The sequence below is a fragment of the Pseudomonas fluorescens genome, from assembly GCF_902497995.1.
GTDB lineage: Bacteria > Pseudomonadota > Gammaproteobacteria > Pseudomonadales > Pseudomonadaceae > Aquipseudomonas > Aquipseudomonas fluorescens_BK.
The window spans coordinates 127,513-147,609 of the sequence record NZ_CABVII010000018.1 but is presented as its reverse complement, the minus strand read 5'-3'; the positions used below and the strand labels follow the sequence as shown (position 1 = coordinate 147,609).

Below are 20,097 nucleotides of genomic sequence, written 5' to 3'. Positions count from 1 at the left end.
ACCATCGCTGACGGAATCTGCCGAATCAATTGCCGCCTCTTGTCAGGCCTCGCCGCAGGTGAGATACCACTACTTTCAGCGGAGAAATCCGACCGCTCACGCTCCCTGTCCAAGGAGATCTGTCATGTCCAATTCGCAACGCCCTGCGTATAGCTATCGCCCCATGACCCCGGCCGATGTGCCGTTGGCCCACGCCTTGTCCGTACAGTTGAAATGGCCCCACCGCCTGGAGGAATGGGCCATGTTGCAGCGCATCGCGCAGGGTTTTGTCGTAGAAGACGCAGGCCGCTTGATCGGTACCGCGTTCACCTGTGCGCAGGGAGATTACGCCACCATCGGCCTGGTGATCGTCAGTGATGAATACCAGGGTCAAGGCATAGGTCGCAAGCTGATGGAACTGGCACTCGAGGCTTGCGGATCACGTACCGCCATACTGAATGCGACGCTGGCCGGCGCCCCACTTTATGCCAGCCAGGGATTCGTGGACTTTGGGCATATTCAACAACATCAGGGGCATGCGCTGTCCCCTGTACCCAATGATCTGCCAGCCGGCGAGCACTGCCGCCCGCTGACCGAATCCGATCGAAGCGACCAAATCGAACTGGCCAGCGCCGGCAGTGGCCTGAACCGGCACGCCGTGCTCAATGATCTGTTCGACACTGTCGAGCACTCGGTCGGTATCGAGCGCGAGGGGCAACTGCGTGCCTTCGCCATGCTGCGTCCATTCGGTCGCGGTCGCTGCATCGGCCCGGTCATCGCGGAAAATCCAGAGCAGGCCAGGCACTTGATCGCGGTGTTGTTGGCCCAAGTGCCGAACGCATTCGTGCGCATGGATATACCGTCCGATAGCGGACTGGCCCCTTGGCTGGAAGAGGCCGGGCTGAAGCATGTCGACACCGTTGCCCAAATGGCTCGTGGCACCCCACCGCAGGCGATCGGCGGCGTGCGCCAGTTTGCTCTGGTCACTCAGGCGATCGGCTGACAACCCCCACCCTTACATCCACCGCTTCACAAAACACACTGCTGGAGAAACACCCTCATGCTAGAGCCCACTGCAGTGCTATTGGCACACGCCAACGGCAGTCCCGTTTCAACCGAGTTTACCTCTGGCTCCTTGGGAGCCAACGATCCTTTCGACAGGCAGATTGCTTATGTCGGGACTGATGACATTGCGGCCGGCGTGGTCCAGGCGAGCGGACAATTCAGCGTCAATGAATATCCCTACAGCGAAATGATCGTGGTGCACGCGGGGCAAGTCACCCTGCAGAGCCAGGATGGCACGCTGCAACTCAATCCTGGTGACAGCGCAGCGATCGCCCGCGGCACATCGATTCAAGTCGATGCGCAACCCGACTCTCTCTGGGCATTCTGCGCCGATACCCAGCTTGTTGCGCCGTGCAAACTCGGGCTAACGCCTCTCCCCCCGCAAACCCTGCTCTCTCCCTCGGCAGCACCGGATGCAGAAATTCTGCTAAGCCCGGCACCGCAATGTCGCTCGCACAATGTGTTCGTCGAAGAAGCGACCAACCTGCGCATCGGCATCTGGGACTCGACACCCTATACCCGCAGGGCGCGGCCGCACATGCTGCATGAACTGATGCACCTGATCGAAGGCAGCGTCACCCTCCAGGTGGCGGACGGCACCCATCTGACGGTCAACACTGGCGATACGGTGTTCGTACCCCGAGGCGCCCCATGCGCCTGGAAGAGCAGCGTCTATGTACGCAAGTTCTACGTCGTCAAGTAACTCGAACGGCGTTAGCGCCGGCAGATGGATTTCTTCACTAATCGCGGCATTGAAGCTCGTGGGCGTGGTGAGCGCCCAAGCCCCAGTCAACAATTCAAACAGAGGTGAGAAGCGGGAATGGAAGTGCAACTGATGTCAGACAAGTCTGTCGCTGGGGAAGCATTCTGGGAGCGCGTGGGCGCAGCCTATCCTGAGCAGCGACCCCTATTGAACCTGAACAACGCGGCCGTGAGTCCGCCGCCGCTGGTGGTAGAGCAGGCCATGATCGATGCCTATCGACTGATCAGCCAAAACCCGGACGTCAACATGTGGAGCAAGCTCGATGCCGAGCTCCCTGCGATCAAGCGACAGCTGGCTGACCTGGCCGATTGCGAACCCGATGAGATCGCCCTGAACCGCAACTCATCCGAAGGCTTGTCGACAGCCATCTTCGGCATTCCATTGGAGGCCGGTGACCAAGTGCTGGTCTCACTGTGGGACTATCCGAGCGTGATAGCCGGATGGATGCAGCGTCAGCAGCGCGAAGGCATTGAAGTGGTGACCGTCGACTTCGACCTGATGGACGATGAGAATGTCATCGTCCAAGCTTATGCGCAGGCAATTACCCCGCGTACCCGGGTGATCCAGCTGACCCACATGCTGCACTGGACCGGGCGGGTCCTACCGGTCAAGCGCATCTGTGCGCTAGCCCGGGCGCAGGCGCAGGCGCAGGCGCAGGCGATTATCACGGTGGTGGACGGTGCCCAGACGTTCGCGCAGATGCCGCTCAGCTTCCGCGAACTTGATTGCGACTACTTTGTCACCAGCCTCCACAAATGGCTGGGGGCGCCGGTCGGCAATGGCATGCTGATTGTCAGGCGCGACCGAATCGACAGCACCTGGCCGTTGCTGGGGCCTTTCGACCCTCCGCCGCTACAGATCGACAAGTTCGACCACTGGAATCTCGGCACCTATAATTCGGCGATACAGGCGGGCATTGCCCCGGCTCTCCGTTTCCATGCGCAAATCGGCACGCGAGCCATTCACGCGCGTCTGCAGGAGCTGACCCGCTACTGGGTTGACCTCGCCAAAGACATTCCCGGTTTCAGGCTCCACACGCCACTTGATACCGTCGAGCTGGGCGCAGTAAGCCTGTTCTCTATCGATCGATGCGATGCTCGATGGGTGGAGCAGGAGCTTCGAAAAACCCACAAGGTGCATGTCAAGTTCCGCGAGATCAGGCACATAAGCGGACTTCGGGTATCGCCGGGCATCTACACGCAGAAGAGCGATCTGCGCCGCTTTGTCGAGGCGCTAAAGCAGGTGATTGCAAGCAGATAGGCCGGCGGGCCGGGGGGACACTTGAGACCCACGGAGGCAGTGGCCCCCAGAAGGTGGCTTGGGTGTGCTCCCCCCACCGCAGCTAGATGCAATCACCGGTGAGCCAACGTCCTTCGACTGGCCAGTCGTTGGCATAACTCTGCTGCAGGCCCCCGCAGTAAACATGCTTTGGTAGTCCTTGTCGTCAATACTCACGAACCCTCTGTTCGCGCCAGTACGTCGACCGCTTTAGCCGAACGGGATATGTTCGACCGGCCGTATTCGCGCCAATTCTGCGCGCACAAAGACGACTACCCTCCCCCTCAATATAGGCCGCGAATAGTCCATCCAGGGCCGTGCGCTGGGTCGATAGCAGCGTGGATAGAGAGCAAAGGCGCGGCCGCTGGCCAACTTGAAAAGAGACTGCCTGAGGGTTTTTTGCGCGCAAAAAAAAGCCCGCAGTGAGACGGGCTAAAAGGGTGACACTAACGAATGAATAGAGCGGTGAAGCCGACCGGGTCTTCCTCAGCTCAAAGTGCCGCGGCGATTGCCTTACCGACATCCTGGGTCGAGCCCTGCCCGCCCAGGTCGGGGGTAATCGGCCCCTGGGCGATGATCTGCTCGATGGCCTTGAGAATACCGTCATGGGCCGCCCGGTAGCGCTCATCGCCATTGCCCAGGAAGTCCAGCATCAGCGCACCGGACCAGATCATCGCAATCGGGTTGGCGATGTTCTGCCCGTAGATATCCGGCGCCGAGCCATGGACCGGTTCGAACAGCGAGGGGAAGCGTCGCTCCGGGTCGAGGTTGGCCGAAGGCGCGATGCCGATGGTCCCGGCGCAGGCAGGTCCCAGGTCGGACAGAATGTCGCCGAACAGATTCGACGCCACCACCACATCGAAACGATCTGGCTGCAGCACGAAGCGCGCGCAAAGAATATCGATGTGTTGCTTGTCCCAAGTGATCTCTGGGTACTGCGCGGCCATCAACGCCGTGCGTTCGTCCCAGTACGGCATGCTGATGGAGATCCCGTTGGACTTGGTCGCCGCCGTCAGGCGTTTGCGCGGTCGGGTCTGGGCCAGATCGAAGGCGAACTTGAGAATCCGGTCCACGCCACGCCGGGTAAATACCGACTCTTGGAGCACGAATTCATGCTCGGTGCCTTCGAACATCTTGCCGCCGACCGAGGAGTACTCGCCTTCGGTGTTTTCGCGGATCACCACGAAATCGATGTCCCCGGCTTCGCGTCCGGCCAGCGGACACGGCACACCGGGAAACAGCCGCACCGGACGGATATTCACGTATTGGTCGAAGTCACGGCGAAACTTCAGCAGCGAACCCCACAGTGAAATGTGATCCGGCACTTTGTCCGGCCAGCCCACGGCGCCAAAGTAAATCGCGTCGAAGCCCTTGAGTTGTTCGAACCAGTCGGCGGGCATCATCTGCCCGTGCTCCAGGTAATAATCGCAGTGAGCCCAGTCGAGCACTTCGATGCTCAAATCCAGCTGCCATTTCTTCGCGGCCTGCTCCAGTACCCGCAGCCCCTCCGGCAAGACTTCCTTGCCGATGCCATCGCCGGCAATCGCGGCGATTCTGAATGGTTTGCTCATCAATCGTGGCTCCTCAACTATCTGTTCAAAGGGTGACCTGATCACAGCCCACCGATGTGGAAGGCTTTGACTTCAAGGTATTCATCCAGGCCGTACTTGCTGCCTTCACGGCCCAGACCCGATTGCTTGATACCGCCGAAGGGGGCGACTTCCATGGAAATGATCCCGGTGTTGAGACCGATCATGCCGAACTCCAGCGCCTCGCCGAACCGCCATGAACGGCGCAAGTCCTGGGTGAAGAAATAGGCGCCCAAGCCATAAGGCGTGGCATTGGCCAGGGCCAGCGCTTCTTCTTCACTGGTAAAGCGCATCAGCGGTGCGACTGGGCCGAAGGTTTCTTCGTTGGCCAGCAACATCCCGGCATGGGCCTCACCGAGCACCGTCGGCTGGACGAACTGGCTGTTGCCCTCGGGGATGCCGCCACAGAGCAGACGGGCTCCCTGGCTCAAGGCATCGTCGATATGTCGAGCGACCTTGCTCACCGCCGCCGCATTGATCAGCGGGCCGATGTTCACCTCAAAGTCCAGGCCATTGCCGACCTTGAGCTTGCCCACCTCCTCCACCAGGCGCTGGGCGAAGCGCGCGTAGATCCCCTCCTGAACCAGAATCCGGTTGGCGCAGACGCAGGTCTGGCCGGCGTTGCGGAACTTGCTGAGCATGATGCCGGCCACGGCCTGTTCCAGATCAGCGTCGTCGAACACAATGAACGGCGCGTTACCGCCCAGTTCCAGGCTCAGGCGCTTGATGTGTTCGGCGCTCTGGCGCATCAGCAGCCGACCGACAGCGGTGGAACCGGTGAAGGAGATCTTGCGCACCGTCGGATTGCCGGTCAGTTCTTCGCCGATGCCGGCGGGCATGCCGGTGACGACGTTGAACACCCCGGCCGGGATGCCGACCCGCTCGGCGAGGACTGCCAGGGCCAGGGCCGACAATGGGGTCAGATCCGAGGGTTTGACGATGATCGGGCATCCGGCGGCGAGGGCCGGTGCACATTTACGGGTGATCATCGCGTTGGGAAAGTTCCACGGGGTGATCGCGGCACAGACCCCGACTGGCTGCTTGAGCGTGAGCAAGCGGCGGTCGCCGCTGGGTGCCGGTATGGTCTCGCCGTAAACCCGGCGGGCTTCTTCGGCGAACCATTTGACGAAACTGGCGCCATAGCGGATCTCGCCCTTGGCTTCGTTGAGCGGCTTGCCTTGCTCGCAGGTCATGATCAATGCGAGATCGTCCAGGTTATCGATCATCGCCTGATACCAGCGCTCCAGCAGCGCCGCCCGTTCTGCCGCCGGGCGCGCGCGCCAGGCCGGCCAGGCGCGTTCGGCAGCTTCGATGGCGCGTCGGGTTTCGCTGCCTTGCATCGCGGGTACGCGTGCGAGCAACTGGCCGCTGGCCGGGTCGATGACGTCAAGGGTGGCGGCGTTGTCGGCGCCGGTCCAATGACCGTCGATGTAAGCGAGATCTACCAGCAGGCTGGGGTCTTTCAGGCGATTCTTGAGCATGGTCGAGTCCTGTTCCGAGACAGCCTTCAGTCTATTGTGTCGCCACAGGCGAGGATGCTGAAAGCGCCGCCCCGGCAGCCTTGAATGCTGAAAATCGGCATTCGACGGCAGGCTCTACTGTTGGTTGGTAATGGCTGTCGTCACGGCCCCAGGGTGCCGGGACGCGGCGGGTTATTGATCGTGAATTGAGTACGGGCAATCCCGGTCGGGTTGCGAGTGGCTGGCGGTAGGCGAGCGGTACACTAACGCCGCATCGAGCCCAATAACCCTTGCAGAAAGTGCTCGCCGGCCTCCATCTGGCTGATCTCGATGAACTCGTCAGGCTTGTGTGCCTGTTCTATCGAGCCTGGCCCACAGACCACCACCGGCACATCCAGGCGTTGTTTGAACAACCCGCCCTCGGTGCCGAATGAGACTTTGGCAGTACCGGTGTCCGGCGCCGCGAAGTTCTTCAGAAAGCGCACCGCTTCGACGCTCGGATGGGTTTCGAGGCCCGGGTAAACGTTCAGGGTTTCGATCTCGATATCCGCCACGCTGGACAGCTTTTTCGCTTCGCGCACGATCACTTCGGCACGCTCGCGCATCTGCTCCAGGAACTGATCCGGGTCGTCCGCCGGCAAGTTCCGCACTTCGAAATCCAGGGTGCACAGGTTCGGCACGATGTTCAGCGCCTTGCCCCCGACAATCTGCCCGACATGCACGGTGCTGTAGGGCACGTCGTAATCGGGATCCTGAGCACCCTGCTCTTGCAACTGCTGCTGGCTTTGACGCAGCGCGGCGATGAAATCGCAGGCCACGTGAATCGCATTGACCGAACGCGGTGCCAGCGAGGAATGCGCCTCCAGACCGCGACAGTAAGTGCGGTAAGACCCCTTGCCCTTGTGCCCGAGCACAAACTGCATGTTGGTCGGCTCCCCGATCACGCACAGAAACGGCCGCACCGGCGCCAGGTGCAAAACGTCCAGTAAGCGGCGAACACCGACGCAACCGATTTCTTCGTCATGGGACAGCGCCAGTTGCAACGGCCGATTCAACGAATGATCGGCGGCATCGAGCATGGCGTCGATGGCCAGCGCGACAAAGCCCTTCATATCGCAACTGCCACGACCATAAATCCGCCCGTCCTGCACCGTCGCCTGAAATGCCGGGAAGGTCCAGGCCTGCCCCGCTGCCGGTACCACATCGGTGTGCCCGGACAGCAAAATCCCCGGCACTTCCCGTGGGCCGGTGCTGGCAAACAGATTGGCTTTTTTGCCGCTTTCATCCTTGACGATCAATGACTCGATGCCCTTGGTCAGCAGCAGATCGCGCACGTACTCGATCAAGGCCATGTTCGACTCCGAAGAGACGGTGTTGAAAGCCATCAACCGTTTGAGAATCTCCAGTACACGGGGTTTCATGAGACTTTGCTCCGCTGCTCGACTGAAGTGGCGAACCGCTTGATGGAGAACGGCAAAATCGAAGTGCTGGTGCTGCCGGTGCTGATCAGTTCGGCCATCACGTCACCGACCCCCGGGCCAAGCTGGAAGCCATGACCGCAGAAACCGAACGCATAGAACAAACCATCAACCGTGCCGCTCGGCCCCATCACGGGCAGGGAGTCAGGCAGGTAACCTTCGATACCACTCCAGACCCGAATGATATTCAGGTTGCCGACACCCGGCAGCAGACGACGCATTTGCTCGAGCTGATTGAGGATGCTGCGCGGCTCGACCTGAGCCCGACGAGTGAGCATGTCGGGCTTGCTGCGGTATCCGCCACCGATGACGATGTTGCCGCGGGGTATCTGGCGGAAATAAATCACCTCTTCGGGAATTTTGGTGTAAACGCCGATCACCGTCGGCAGGGCGTACGGCACCGGTTCGGTCACGGCCATTTGCGGACCGTGGGTGTCCAGCGGCACCGGCTCACCGAACTGCGCCGATAGCTTCTGGCCCCAGGCACCGGCTGTAATCAACAAGCGCCCGGCGCTGAACTGGCGGCCGTCGGTGGTGTTGATGCTGAACTCACCACCCACCTTCTGCACCTCGGCCACCTCCGTGCGCTCTTCGATCCGCGCACCAAGGCGTCTTGCTGCGCGGGCAAACGCCGGAGCCGCCAGACGCGGGTTGGCGTGACCATCGTGTGGGGCATAGGAGCCACCCTTCACATCCGGGCCGAGAAATGGAAAACGCTGGTGCAACTCCTCGCCACGAAAGATCTTCAAGTCCAGCTGCTCCGCCTCAGGAGCGTCTGCGTAGGCTTGCAGCTCGGCGATTTCGTCTTCGCGGTAACACACCCGCATATGCCCGCTGGCGATGAATTCCAAGTCATCGTCGATCAGCTCCGGCAGACGCTTCCATAACGCCCAGGAACGATTGGCCAGTTCCAGCTGCCCGAGGTAACGCCCTTGGCGTCGCACGTTGCCAAAATTCACGCCGCTGGCGTACTGACCGATCTGGTCGCGCTCCAGCAAAATCACCGACTGCCCGCGCTGGCGCAGGAAAAACGCCGCCGCAGTGCCCATCAGGCCGCCGCCAACAATCACGACATCGGCTTTCTGTACCGTCATGGCGACACCTCCTCGGTGAGCATCGAAAGGGGTTTGACCGGCGCCTGTCCCCGTTGTCGGCCGACCTGTTGCACGCTGACGCCCGCGGCGGCGGCAATCACCTCAGCCCCGGCCTGGGAGCAATAACGCCCCTGGCAGCGGCCCATGCCGACCCGGCTGAAGGCCTTGGCCCGATTCACTTCACACGCCCCCTTCTCACTGACGGTCCGGCGCAACTCGCCGGCCGTGATCATTTCGCAGCGGCAGACGATCGCCTGGTCCGGCAGCGCTTTGGCCTGGGCGGAGGGCCAGGGAAACGACTGCGCCAGGCCGAGGCGAAATTTATCCATCACCGCCAGCGCGTGCCGCTGTTCGTCGCGCAGCCCAACGTTCACGGGTTGCTGCAGATCCTCCAGCAACGCCATGGCCACCAGGCGCCCGGCATGTTCGGCCGCATCGGCGCCGCGAATCTTCGAACCGTCGCCAGCGGCATATACACCGCTGACCGAGGTCCGGCCATCTTCATCGACGGCCAGCCACCATTGGCTGGAGGCCTCGTCAAAACGCATACGGCAGCCGGCCAGGTCGGCCAATTGGGTTTCCGGGCGCAGGTGATAACCCAGCGCCACGGCATCGCACTCCACCGTCAAGGTCTCACCTCGCGCCGTGCGCACGCGTACACCACTGACACCGCTGGCCGCATCGCCCAGCACTTGAAGCGGCGAAATGCCCAGGTGCACCGGGATCTTCGCGCGATACAACTGCGCCAACAGTTTCATTCCGGTGAACAGCAACCCCGGGCGCGCCAGCAGTTTCGGCAACGCGCCGATTCGCTTGCTCAACGGCGAGGTGTCGAGCACTGCCGCGACTTTGGCCCCGGCTTTCACGTACTGACTGGCGACCAGATACAGCAACGGCCCGCTGCCCATGAACACCACGCGGTGGCCGATGGACACAGCCTGGGATTTGAGGGCGATCTGCGCACCGCCGAGGCTATAGGTGCCCGCGTACTGCCAGCCTTCGATCGGCATCAAGCGGTCGGTGGCGCCGGTGCAGAGGATCAGCGCGTCGTAATCCACTGTCGAATGCTTGCCCTGGCTGACACAGCACAGTTGCCCCGGTGTCAGGTTCCACACCAGCGTGTCCGGGCGGTAGTCGATCTGCCCGCGCAAGCGGTCGAAGCTTTGGTGCAGGTCTCCGGCCTTGCTGGCTTCTGTGCCATACAAGGTGGCGTAATCCCGGGTAAAACCTTCGGGCTGGCGACGGTAGATCTGCCCGCCATCCCGGCGATTTTCATCGATCAGGATGGGCTTGAATCCAGCGGCGACCAGGGTTTCGGCACAACGTGTGCCGGCCGGCCCGGCGCCGACGACAACGACTCGATGAGTGCTCAGCCGCGCAGTGGCCATATCGCCTCCGGTTGTGTGGTGACAATATCCAGCCCTTCACGGACCTCATTGGAACAGGCGCGCAGACGCTCGCCGCTGCGGGTCCAGACCCAACAATCCTGGCAGGCGCCCATCAGGCAGAAGCCGGCGCGCCGCCCTGGATCGAACTCCGATTGGCGCAACGCCGAGCCCTGAGTCAACAACGCGACCATCAGCGTATCGCCCTGCAGCGCCTCGATGGGCATCCCGTCTACCTTCAGTTGGACGGTTGGCCGACTCTGTTCGGCCAGCCTTACGAAACGCCCGTTCATGCGTAGGCTCCCGCGATCATGTTGTTTGAATCCTGCTGGGTTTCCAGCAACTCGGCACTGTCGTGATGGCAGAGGATTTCACTGCCGCCAACGATCAACCGACGCTCCGGCGGGACGCAATTGCACCGACCGTCAATCCGCACCGGGCAACGATTGAGGAAGGTGCACAGCCCTGGCACATTGGCCTTTGCTCCGATGGGCGGCAGCGTGCCACAGGTCGTGGTTCCGCAACTTTCCAGCCAGCCCTGGCGCAACTCCGGCACGGAATGGATCAACAGGTCGGTGTAGGGATGGAAGGGTGCCTGCGCATACGATTGCCGGGTACCGGCCTGAATCTTGTGGCCGCTGTACATCACCACGATGTCGTCGCACAGCGCTCGCACGGTAGAGATGTCATGGCTGATGAACAGATAGGACACGCCCAATTGCTGGCGCAGGTCGCGCAGTAGTTCGAGAATCGCAGCACCGACCACGGTATCCAGCGCCGAGGTCACTTCGTCGCAGAGAATCAGGTCCGGCTTGGCCGCCAGGGCCCGGGCCAGATTGACCCGTTGTTTCTGCCCGCCGGACAGTTCGTTCGGACGACGCTCAGCCATGGTGCGCGGCAAACGAACGAGATCCAGCAACTCGCCGATACGCTCGCGCAAAGCCGCACCCTTGAGGCCGAAATACATCTTCAGCGGACGACTCAGAATGGTGCTGACGCTGTGCATCGGGTTGAGTGCGGTGTCGGCATTCTGGAAGACCATTTGAATGCGTCGGAACTGCTCGTCGGTGCGCGACGACAGGCTGCCACCCAGGGGCTGACCATCGAAGGTCAGCCCGCCGAGGGCCGGCGCCAACAACCCGGCCACCACCCGCGCCAACGTCGACTTGCCAGAACCTGACTCACCGATGACGCCAATCGCCTGGCCCCGACGCACGGTCAGATCAATGTCCTCCAATACGCGAATCGACGGCATTCCTTGTGCGTTCTTGTTGCCGTAACCGGCGGTCAACCCCTGGATGGTCAGTAAAGGCGTGTCTTCAGCGATGCCGCAAGGTGGACGAATCGTGGTGTCCGGCCGTGCTGCCGCCAGCAAGCTGCGGGTGTATTCGTGGGCCGGGCCTTTGAGCAAGGGCGCCGTGGCGCTCTGTTCGAAGATTTCGCCGCCATTGAGCACCACGATCTGATCGGCCATCTGCGCTACCACGGCCAAGTCATGGGATACGTAGACCGCCGTCGCGCCACGTTCGCGCACCACCCGTTTGAAGGCGCGCAGCACATCGATCTGGGTGGTCACATCAAGCGCCGTCGTCGGCTCGTCGAGCACCACCAGCAATGGATCGCTGATCAGTGCCATGGCCGCCATCACCCGTTGCAGTTGCCCGCCAGATACCTGATGAGGGTAGCGCTGGCCTATGCGATCAGGGTCTGGCAGGGCCAGGTCGCGGAATAACTCGATGGCCTTGGCCTCAAGCACAGCCTGGCTGCCCAAGCCATGAATCAAAGCCCCCTCAATCACTTGATCGATGAGTCTTTTCGCCGGATTGAACGCCGCGGCGGCGCTCTGGGCGATATACGACACCCGGTTGCCCCGCAGTCCTTGCAACTGACTTTCGCTTAACGCCAGCATGTCGTGCTCGCCGATTTGCACCACGCCGCCAGCCAGTCGACAACCGCGGCGGGCATAACCGAGCAACGCCAAGGCGATAGTGGTCTTGCCGGAGCCGGACTCACCGATCAACGCCAGCACTTCGCCTTTTTGCAGGGAGAAGCTCACGCCCTTGACGATTTCCACCTCACCAAGCTCGCCACAGGCGACCACTCGCAGGTCTTGAACCCGAATTAATTCACTCATTTCAATGGCCTCCCGAACGTCGACTACGTCGCGACGACAGTCGGTCGATAAACAGATTCACACCGATGGTCAGGGTACCGATGGCCAGGGCCGGAATCACGATGGCCGGCGCCCCCTGATTGAGGCCGCCAATGTTCTCGCGCACCAGCGAGCCGAGGTCGGCGTCCGGCGGTTGCACGCCCAAGCCCAGGAAGCTCATGCCACTGAGCAGCAGCACGATGAAGCCAAAGCGCAAGCCCAAGTCCGTCAGCACCGGGTTGAGCATGTTCGGCAGGATTTCCACGCAGGCGATGTACAGCCGACGCTCGCCGCGAGTACGGGCCACTTGCACGTACTCCAGGGCTTCGATATTCACTGCCATGCTGCGGGCGATGCGGAATGCACCGGGGGTGAAGCTCAATACCGCCGTGCAGATCAGCAAGGTGACCGAGGAGCCGAAAGCCGAGACCATGATCAGCGCCAGCATCTTGCTGGGGATCGAAATGAAGGCGTCCATAAAGCGACTGATCAACTCATCCAGCCACTTGGGCGAAACCACCGACAGCAACGCGAAGCTGGTCCCCAGACCGCTGGCCAATACCGCGGCCACCAAGGCCAGGCCCACGGTGAACCGCGCGCCGACGAGGATCCGGCTGAGCATGTCGCGGCCCAGGTAATCGGTGCCTAACGGGTAAGCAGCGCTCAGGGTGTCGAAGACATTGTCGGAGACCACTTCCCCCACCGGATGCGGTGCCAGCCACGGGCCGAAGATGGCCACCAGCAACCAGATCACACACATCGCAGCGCCAGCCAGGCCGAGCCAGGACGATCCGTGGGAACCCTTGCCCAGCGCCAATTTGGAAGTAGCCGGCGATTTCACAATGAGATTGTTCATTGATTTCTCAGCCTCGGGTTGGAAAGAATTGCGCACAGGTCGGCAATCAATACCAACGTCAAATACGCCGTACAAAACAACATGGTGCAGGCCTGAACCAGCGCCATGTCGCGGTTCGTTACCGCATCGACCATCAGACTGGCGATGCCGGGGTAGTTGAAGATCGTCTCGACGATTACCACCCCGCCCAGCAGGTACGACAGGCTCAGCGCGATGGCATTGGCAATGGGCCCGATGGCATTGGGCAAGGCATGGCGCAGGACGATCCGAATCTTGCTTACACCTTTGAGCCGGGCCATTTCCACGTAAGGACTGTCGAGCTGATCGATCACCGCCGCCCGGGTCATGCGCGCCATTTGCGCGACAATCACGCAGCACAGCGTCATCACCGGCAACGCGTAAGTGCGCATGAATTGCCAGGGTGACGTGATGTCACTGGCGTAGGACAGCGCCGACAACCAGCCCAGGTTCACCGCGAATATCAGCACCGCCAGGGTCGCGACCAGAAACTCCGGCACCGCCACCATGGTCAAGGTCAAAAAGCTGAGGAAGCTGTCGATGCGCCCGCCCCGGCCCATGGCCGAACCGATGCCCAGGGTCAACGCCACAGGCACTGACACCAGCGCCGTGGCGGCCGCCAGCATCAAGGTGTTGGGTACCCGCCCGGCCATCAAGTCGCTGACCGGCATGGCGTTGGACACCGACAGCCCCATGTCACCACTGAGCAGGCTCGTCAACCAGTGCAGGTAACGCAACACACCGGGCTGATCCAGCCCCATTTTCAAGCGCAAGGCGGCCACTTGTTCCGGCGTGGCGAACTGCCCGAGCGACTGTTGCGCCGCGTCCCCCGGCAGCACCGCCGTGATGGCAAAAACCACCATGGACACAATCAACAAGGTCACGATCGCCGCGCCCACGCGCCGGCCGATCAACCACAGTGTGTTGCTGTTCATCACCCTATCCTCATGCAATGTAGCTGCAGCAAAAACCCGACTGTTATCAAGCGTCCAGCCAGACTTGCTCGGAAAACATGTACCCCATGAAACCGCCCAGGGGATTGGTGCCGTAGCCCTTGACTCGCTGATCGACGCCATCGATGTTGCTGATGAACACTGGCACGCCGATACCGCTGTGCTCATGCACCAGGGTTTGCATGTCTGCGTACATCTTGCCGCGCTTGGCCTCGTCGGTTTCACCTCGGGCTTGAACCAACAGCTGGTCGAACTGATCGTTTTTCCAGCCGGACTCATTCCAGGGTGCCGTCGACTGGAAGAACTGCGAGAAAAGCATGTCGGCATTGGGCCGCGGGTTGATGTTGCCAAAGCTCAGCGGATGCTTCGCCCAGTGATTGGACCAGTACCCATCGGCCGGCAGGCGGTTGACGTCGAGCTTGAGCCCGGCCTCTTTGGCCGACTGCTGCAGCAGCACGGCGATGTCCACCGAACCGGTCGCGGCTGGCGAGCACATCAGCGGCATGGTGATGCTTTCCATGCCGGCCTTTTTGAGCAGGAACCTGGCTTTTTCCGGGTCGTAGGCACGTTGTGGCAGGTCAGCGTTGAAGAAGCGCGCACCGGGTGCGATCGGGTGATCGTTGCCGACCCGGGCGTAGCCACGGAATATCGCCGACTTGATCTGTTCCCGGTCCAGCAGCAGTTTCATGGCCTGGGTGAATTCCGGGCTTTTCCCTGGCAGCTGGTCCTGACGGATGATCAGGTCAGTGTAGTTACCCGACGGCGAGTCCACGACCCGATGCTTGGTGCTGGCCTTGATGCGAACCGTTGAGCGCGGGTTAACCTCGTTGACGATGTGTACGTCGCCCGATAACAGGGCGTTGATCCGCGACGGCTCGTCGGCAATGGCGATAAATTCGATCTCGTCCAGATACGGCAAGCCGGGTTTCCAGTAATTGGTATTGCGCACACCAATCGAACGCACCCCGGGCTTGAACTCCTTGGCCTTGAACGGACCGGTACCGATGCCCTGGCTGAAATCGCTCGTCCCCTCGGGAACGATCAACATATGAGAGATGGCAAGAACCGACGGCAATTCAGCATTCGGGCCGCTCAATTGTATCTGCACTTCGTGGGTGCCGACGGCCTTGACCTCGGCGAACTGCGACGCCAGCGGCAGGACCTTGGAACCGGTGATTGGATCCTTGTGGCGCAACAGAGAAAACACCACGTCGGCGGCGGTCAGCGCCTTGCCGTTGTGGAAGGTCACTTCCTTGCGCAGGGTGATCACCCAGAGCGTGGCATCAGTGGTGTCGATACGCTCGGCCAACTCCAGCTGCGGCACCATATGGCTGTCGAAACGCGTCAGGCCGTTGTAGAACATGTAATGACGCACGTAGTCGGTTGACGATGAGCCTTTGGCCGGATCGAGGGTGTCGGCGGTGGAGGAGGTCTGACCGGCAACGCGAATCCGTCCGCCCGGCTTGCCTTTGCCAGGGCTGGCGGCTTGATCATCGGCAAACAGCTTGCCGGCGGCGCCGAACAGACTACTGGCGCCCGCGACAGCCACCCCGGCCAACCCCAGCATCTGCAATGCATTGCGACGCGACATGCCGCGATTGAGCCCTTCGAATACGCGCAGACTTTCTTCACCGGTGATCAACTGGGCGTCGATATTTTTTTTGTTGTCAGTCATGTCCGTTCTACCTTTCGTCAATGATAAGGCTCGATTGCTCGCGATTAACGCAATTTGTTGAAACGTAAAGCGTCCCCATGAACTCAGTGCAGGTAGTCCTGCAGGCGGTAATACGCGCCTACCAGAGGCAGGAACCAGGGCTTGCCGAAATGCCCGGGAATAGCTGGCCAATCGAGTTCGCGCCACGGGTTGGCCTCGACCTTGCCGGCCATGACCTCGGCCATGACCTGCCCCATGTGCACCGACATTTGCACCCCATGACCGCTGTAGCCCATGGAGTAATAAACCCCTCCATGCTGCCCGGCCCGGGGTAACCGATCGGAGGTCATATCCACCAGGCCACCCCAGCAGTAGTCGATCTTCACGTTCGCCAGTTGCGGGAACATCTGGACCATTGCCGCCTGCAACACCTTGCCGCTCTTGGCGTCGGAAATGCTGTCGGACATGGCAAACCGGGCACGACCGCCAAACAGCAAGCGGTTGTCCGGCGTCAGGCGGAAATAGTTACCGATCATGCGGCTGGTGACATAGGAACGCCGTGCCGGGAGCAAGCTGTCGATCAGGGCCTGCGTTAGCACCTCGGTGGCGATCACGAAACTGCCCACCGGCACGATCCGCCGCCGATACCAGCCCAATCCACCCTGCTGGCACGTGCCTGTGGCCAGCAGAATCTGCGTGGCGTGTAGCGAGCCCTTGGTGGTGTTGACCTGATAGCCGCCGGCAAGGGCTTTCCAGTCCGTCACTGACACGCCTTGAAAGATCAACGCACCGTGACGTGCCGCCGCCTCGGCCAGCCCGACACCGAAGCGCCCGACGTGCATCTGCACGCCGTTACGCTGCAGCAAGCCTCCATGGAACTGGACCGAGTTGGCTTCAGCACGGGCCTCTTGCGCAGAGAGCAATTCGACCTCGGCGTCGACCTCCCGCCGAATCAATTCGCAGGTACGTGCCAAACCTTCGTAATGCATCGGTTTGGCGGCCAGCTTGAGCTTGCCATTACGCTTGAGGTCGCAGGCAATCTGCTCCTGCTCCACCAACGAAACGACGCTCTGCACAGCGCTTTCATAGGCCAGGTAATAGGCTCGCGCTTTATCGGCGCCGAGGCTGGCACTGAGCGCCGCGTAGTCCTGGGCAACGCCGGTGTTGCACTGACCGCCATTACGCCCTGACGCCTCGCCAATGACCCGCCCTCCTTCCAGCACCACCACACTGGCCCCCTTCAAGGCCAGGGCCCGGGCCGCTGCCAGGCCGGTGAAACCACCACCGACGATGGCCACATCGACCTGCCCGGGCAACGCGCCGAGCCGAGCACCGGTGAATTGCGGTGCGGTATCGAGCCAATAGGACTCACTGCCCATGTCTAACCCCTTTTGCCTTGAAGAGTGCCCTGAGACTTAGAGACCGACCAACCCGGGCAATGCGCCGATATCCGGGATCTGGTGGTAGCCATAGACCGCGTTCGCTGGTTGTTCATGACCACGAGCAACGAAGGCCTTGTTCTTGATCTTCATGTCGCTGGCCGGCATCAGGTCATAACGGAAGCTCGAGGACACATGCAGAACGTCCTCTGGGCCGCAGCCGAGGTTATCGAGCATGAATTCGAAGGCGGCCAGGCGCGGCTTGTAGGCTTGGGCCTGTTGGGCGGTGAAGACTTTATGGAAAGGAGCGCCGAGCTTGTCGACGTTGGACATGATCTGCTCGTCCATCGCGTTGGAGAAAATCACCAAAGGAATCTTGTCGGCGATTTTTGCCAGGCCAGCCGGTACGTCGGCATGAGGGCCCCATGTCGGTACGGCGTCGTAATAGAGTTGGCCTTCGTTCCGGTACTCGACACCCCAACGCTTGCAGACGCGCGCCAAGGCGGTCTTGATGATTTCATCATACGGCCGCCAGTCACCCATCACCTGATCCAGGCGATAGGCGGAGAAGTCCTTGACGAACTGATCCATTTGCTCGAAAGGGACACGATCGGCGAACAGCTCGCGCGTCATGTTTCCCATTTGAAAGTTGGTCAACGTGCCGTAGCAGTCAAAGGTAATAAACTTGGGTCGAAGAAAGCTCATGAGTGCGGTCCTTAATGATGGTTGAAGTCATGACGGGTCAAGCAGTTACGCCGCTCTGGAAGCATCGGTGCAACGCTGCATCACGGATTTATTACAACACCAAGAGACGATGCATAAACTGTTAAAAGTATAGGCTGCTTGGTACAAACCACCGTTTTGCAGGGCCTGCTCAGCAGACTTTGCGGGACGCTCCAGACTCGGGCGTTCCACCCCCTGTTCCCATGCCTTTGCGGGCGGTTTTGGTGCGCTGGTAAGCCACGCACAACGCCATGTGCGGCAGTATTTATGAGTGGCGGAAGGAGAACGGGGGCATTCGCTGAGGACGCGCCCGCTGATTGTGCTGCGAGGTGAGGCGGGGGCCAGTCAAGCGTCGATGCGCTATGGGACAACCTAGCTTCTATATGGATAGCGACAGGCGTGACATACCGGGTCAAAGCAACATTTGTACGCGTCGCCAAGTCAAGCTGACAGATACAGCAGATTCTCCCTTGCAAACCTGAAGAACAGCACATTTTATCTGGCACGCTTTGTTAGCTTATTGAGAAGACCCGGCATCGAGAAGTCCCGGTCGCCACGGCGATGTTGCGGTGATTTCCACGTTCGGCTCGATCTATGTTTCAGCGGCCTTGCAAGGTCGCGAGCCAGACCGCCCTCTGCTGCTTGCAGTGCCTATTACCGCTCTAGGGAGCCAGTTGGATGACAACACAATCTTCGAATAGCTACAGCGTTGATCCGCAAACGTCTCACAAATTTTATATCAATGGCTGTTGGTCTTCCCCGGCAATCCCGGCAAGTTTGCCGGTGGTCAATCCGGCAACTGAAGAGGTCGTTGCGCAGGTCGCGCAAGGCTCCGCCGAGGATGTTGATCGGGCAGTAGCGGCGGCGCGTGCAGCATTTCCTGGTTGGTCTGCTACCTGCGCAGAATCGCGCGCGCTTGTCCTTGGGAAGATCTACGATCTCATCCTTGAGCGAAAAGAACAGCTCGCGCAGGCGCTCTCGCTCGAGATGGGCGCAGCCATCGGTTCCGCACGGGCAATGCAAGTGCCTCTGGCCGCCGAACACGTTCGGGTCGCCCGCGACCTGCTGTCCACCTATCGTTTCCAGACGGTTGAAGGCGGCACGGCGATTGAACGCGAACCCATAGGCGTCTGCGGCCTCATCACTCCGTGGAACTGGCCGCTTTATCAAATCACCGCGAAAGTCGCCCCGGCTATTGCTGCTGGATGCACAGTGGTCTTGAAGCCAAGTGAATTGTCGCCTCTGAGCGCCCTTCTTTTTGCACAACTGGTGCATGACGCAGGCCTCCCGGCCGGCGTATTCAACCTGGTGAATGGAAGCGGCTCCGAGGTCGGCGCAGCCATGGCGGCGCATCCCGATATCGATATGATTTCGATTACCGGCTCAAACCGCGCAGGCGCTCTGGTCGCACAGGCGGCCGCCCATACGGTGAAACGCGTCACTCAAGAACTGGGAGGCAAGTCCCCGAACCTGCTGCTTCCCGACGCCGACTTCGCCAAAGCCGTTCCGCTGGGAGTGATGTCTGCGTTTCGCAACGTCGGACAATCGTGCAGCGCCCCAACAAGAATGATCGTTCCAAAGGATCGGCTGGCGGAGGTCGAATCGCTGGCTTCAGCAACCGCCAATGCAATCATCGTTGGTGATCCGCAATCGGAAGATACAGTACTCGGCCCCATTGCCAACGAGGCCCAGTTCAATCGCGTGCAAGCAATGATCGAGGCTGGCATTAGTGAGGGCGCAAAACTCGTTTGCGGCGGACCAGGACGTGTACCGGGCTTTGAAAAGGGCTTCTACACACGACCGACTGTTTTCTCCGAGGTAGATTCCACAATGCGGATCGCCCAAGAAGAAATTTTTGGTCCAGTGTTGTGCATCATCCCGTATGAGACGGTCGATGAGGCGGTCGCTATCGCAAACGACACGGTATATGGGTTGGGCGCCCATGTTCAGTCTCAGAACCTTGATCTTGCACGTGCAGTTGCCTCGCGTATTCGCGCGGGACAAGTGCATCTGAACTACCCCGCCTGGAATCCCATGGCTCCGTTCGGAGGTTATAAGCGATCTGGTAATGGTCGTGAATACGGTGTCTACGGCTTTGAAGAGTACCTGGAAACCAAAGCAATCATTGGATTTGGCGGATAGTTGGATTCTCCTTCGCGCACGTATAGAGACCGTTTAGTGGAGTGAATAAAGCAATTCGGCGCTGCATGGATGCAGGATGCAAACCCATGTGCGCCAGGCCCCCCTTTCGGCGATCGTTCAAGCACTGAC

16 protein-coding genes are annotated in these 20,097 nt (G+C 60.7%); 4 read left to right on the top strand and 12 right to left on the bottom strand.

Annotation, left to right across the window (positions count from 1 at the left end):
- Nucleotides 1-124: 124 nt before the first annotated feature.
- The 3 genes from F8N80_RS20980 to F8N80_RS20970 all read left to right on the top strand — a co-directional run bounded on the left by F8N80_RS20980 (nucleotide 125) and on the right by F8N80_RS20970 (nucleotide 3,067).
- Nucleotides 125-982, top strand: coding sequence for a GNAT family N-acetyltransferase (locus F8N80_RS20980; protein WP_150744645.1), 858 nt, complete (start codon nucleotides 125-127; stop codon nucleotides 980-982).
- A gap of 57 nt (nucleotides 983-1,039) precedes the next feature.
- Nucleotides 1,040-1,747, top strand: a complete 708-nt coding sequence (locus tag F8N80_RS20975) for a cupin domain-containing protein (RefSeq protein ID WP_150744646.1) — start codon at nucleotides 1,040-1,042, stop codon at nucleotides 1,745-1,747.
- Between the two features lie 117 nt (nucleotides 1,748-1,864).
- A complete protein-coding gene (locus tag F8N80_RS20970) occupies nucleotides 1,865-3,067 on the top strand; it encodes an aminotransferase class V-fold PLP-dependent enzyme (protein WP_150744647.1) in 1,203 nt (400 codons plus the stop codon).
- Between the two features lie 509 nt (nucleotides 3,068-3,576).
- Here F8N80_RS20970 and F8N80_RS20965 read toward each other — a convergent pair.
- The 12 genes from F8N80_RS20965 to F8N80_RS20910 all read right to left on the bottom strand — a co-directional run bounded on the left by F8N80_RS20965 (nucleotide 3,577) and on the right by F8N80_RS20910 (nucleotide 17,808).
- Entirely contained in the window at nucleotides 3,577-4,656 is a 1,080-nt protein-coding gene (locus F8N80_RS20965; RefSeq protein ID WP_150744648.1) for a tartrate dehydrogenase, read from the bottom strand.
- Between the two features lie 41 nt (nucleotides 4,657-4,697).
- Nucleotides 4,698-6,155: an NAD-dependent succinate-semialdehyde dehydrogenase gene (locus F8N80_RS20960; RefSeq protein ID WP_150744649.1), complete on the bottom strand. Its 1,458-nt coding sequence runs from the start codon at nucleotides 6,153-6,155 to the stop codon at nucleotides 4,698-4,700.
- A 242-nt stretch (nucleotides 6,156-6,397) separates the two neighbouring features.
- Nucleotides 6,398-7,555 (bottom strand): acetylornithine deacetylase, encoded by a 1,158-nt coding sequence (argE, locus tag F8N80_RS20955; RefSeq protein ID WP_150744650.1) that lies wholly within the window; start codon nucleotides 7,553-7,555, stop codon nucleotides 6,398-6,400.
- A complete protein-coding gene (locus tag F8N80_RS20950; RefSeq protein WP_150744651.1) occupies nucleotides 7,552-8,706 on the bottom strand; it encodes an NAD(P)/FAD-dependent oxidoreductase in 1,155 nt (384 codons plus the stop codon). Before F8N80_RS20950 ends, argE begins: the two co-directional genes overlap by 4 nt.
- Entirely contained in the window at nucleotides 8,703-10,094 is a 1,392-nt protein-coding gene (locus F8N80_RS20945; protein WP_150744652.1) for an NAD(P)/FAD-dependent oxidoreductase, read from the bottom strand. Before F8N80_RS20945 ends, F8N80_RS20950 begins: the two co-directional genes overlap by 4 nt.
- Nucleotides 10,076-10,384 (bottom strand): (2Fe-2S)-binding protein, encoded by a 309-nt coding sequence (locus F8N80_RS20940; protein WP_150744653.1) that lies wholly within the window; start codon nucleotides 10,382-10,384, stop codon nucleotides 10,076-10,078. Before F8N80_RS20940 ends, F8N80_RS20945 begins: the two co-directional genes overlap by 19 nt.
- Nucleotides 10,381-12,225, bottom strand: a complete 1,845-nt coding sequence (locus F8N80_RS20935; protein ID WP_150744654.1) for an ABC transporter ATP-binding protein — start codon at nucleotides 12,223-12,225, stop codon at nucleotides 10,381-10,383. Before F8N80_RS20935 ends, F8N80_RS20940 begins: the two co-directional genes overlap by 4 nt.
- Nucleotide 12,226: 1 nt before the next feature.
- On the bottom strand, nucleotides 12,227-13,099 hold the full coding sequence (locus F8N80_RS20930) for an ABC transporter permease (RefSeq protein ID WP_150744655.1): 873 nt from the start codon (nucleotides 13,097-13,099) through the stop codon (nucleotides 12,227-12,229).
- Entirely contained in the window at nucleotides 13,096-14,052 is a 957-nt protein-coding gene (locus F8N80_RS20925) for an ABC transporter permease (protein ID WP_150744656.1), read from the bottom strand. Before F8N80_RS20925 ends, F8N80_RS20930 begins: the two co-directional genes overlap by 4 nt.
- A 46-nt stretch (nucleotides 14,053-14,098) precedes the next feature.
- The gene (locus F8N80_RS20920) at nucleotides 14,099-15,745 is read right to left on the bottom strand and encodes an ABC transporter substrate-binding protein (RefSeq protein ID WP_150744657.1); all 1,647 of its coding nucleotides are present in this window, start codon (nucleotides 15,743-15,745) and stop codon (nucleotides 14,099-14,101) included.
- Between the two features lie 83 nt (nucleotides 15,746-15,828).
- Entirely contained in the window at nucleotides 15,829-17,103 is a 1,275-nt protein-coding gene (locus F8N80_RS20915) for an NAD(P)/FAD-dependent oxidoreductase (protein ID WP_150744658.1), read from the bottom strand.
- Nucleotides 17,104-17,139: 36 nt separating this feature from the next.
- Nucleotides 17,140-17,808, bottom strand: coding sequence for a haloacid dehalogenase type II (locus F8N80_RS20910; RefSeq protein WP_150744659.1), 669 nt, complete (start codon nucleotides 17,806-17,808; stop codon nucleotides 17,140-17,142).
- Between the two features lie 696 nt (nucleotides 17,809-18,504).
- On the opposite strand from F8N80_RS20910, the gene F8N80_RS20905 reads away from it, so the two are divergent.
- Complete coding sequence (locus F8N80_RS20905) at nucleotides 18,505-19,968, top strand: aldehyde dehydrogenase family protein (protein ID WP_150744660.1); 1,464 nt, start codon at nucleotides 18,505-18,507, stop codon at nucleotides 19,966-19,968.
- The last annotated feature ends 129 nt before the right edge of the window (nucleotides 19,969-20,097 follow it).

What these genes read in the sequence shown, in the direction of transcription:
- F8N80_RS20940 (WP_150744653.1), bottom strand. Translation starts at nt 10,384, where the DNA reads ATGAACGGGCGTTTCGTAAGGCTGGCCGAACAGAGTCGGCCAACCGTC.
- F8N80_RS20930 (WP_150744655.1), bottom strand. Translation starts at nt 13,099, where the DNA reads ATGAACAATCTCATTGTGAAATCGCCGGCTACTTCCAAATTGGCGCTG.
- F8N80_RS20980 (WP_150744645.1), top strand. Translation starts at nt 125, where the DNA reads ATGTCCAATTCGCAACGCCCTGCGTATAGCTATCGCCCCATGACCCCG.
- F8N80_RS20915 (WP_150744658.1), bottom strand. Translation starts at nt 17,103, where the DNA reads ATGGGCAGTGAGTCCTATTGGCTCGATACCGCACCGCAATTCACCGGT.
- argE (WP_150744650.1), bottom strand. Translation starts at nt 7,555, where the DNA reads ATGAAACCCCGTGTACTGGAGATTCTCAAACGGTTGATGGCTTTCAAC.
- F8N80_RS20925 (WP_150744656.1), bottom strand. Translation starts at nt 14,052, where the DNA reads ATGAACAGCAACACACTGTGGTTGATCGGCCGGCGCGTGGGCGCGGCG.
- F8N80_RS20960 (WP_150744649.1), bottom strand. Translation starts at nt 6,155, where the DNA reads ATGCTCAAGAATCGCCTGAAAGACCCCAGCCTGCTGGTAGATCTCGCT.
- F8N80_RS20935 (WP_150744654.1), bottom strand. Translation starts at nt 12,225, where the DNA reads ATGAGTGAATTAATTCGGGTTCAAGACCTGCGAGTGGTCGCCTGTGGC.
- F8N80_RS20910 (WP_150744659.1), bottom strand. Translation starts at nt 17,808, where the DNA reads ATGAGCTTTCTTCGACCCAAGTTTATTACCTTTGACTGCTACGGCACG.
- F8N80_RS20965 (WP_150744648.1), bottom strand. Translation starts at nt 4,656, where the DNA reads ATGAGCAAACCATTCAGAATCGCCGCGATTGCCGGCGATGGCATCGGC.
- F8N80_RS20920 (WP_150744657.1), bottom strand. Translation starts at nt 15,745, where the DNA reads ATGACTGACAACAAAAAAAATATCGACGCCCAGTTGATCACCGGTGAA.
- F8N80_RS20970 (WP_150744647.1), top strand. Translation starts at nt 1,865, where the DNA reads ATGGAAGTGCAACTGATGTCAGACAAGTCTGTCGCTGGGGAAGCATTC.
- F8N80_RS20975 (WP_150744646.1), top strand. Translation starts at nt 1,040, where the DNA reads ATGCTAGAGCCCACTGCAGTGCTATTGGCACACGCCAACGGCAGTCCC.
- F8N80_RS20945 (WP_150744652.1), bottom strand. Translation starts at nt 10,094, where the DNA reads ATGGCCACTGCGCGGCTGAGCACTCATCGAGTCGTTGTCGTCGGCGCC.
- F8N80_RS20950 (WP_150744651.1), bottom strand. Translation starts at nt 8,706, where the DNA reads ATGACGGTACAGAAAGCCGATGTCGTGATTGTTGGCGGCGGCCTGATG.
- F8N80_RS20905 (WP_150744660.1), top strand. Translation starts at nt 18,505, where the DNA reads ATGACAACACAATCTTCGAATAGCTACAGCGTTGATCCGCAAACGTCT.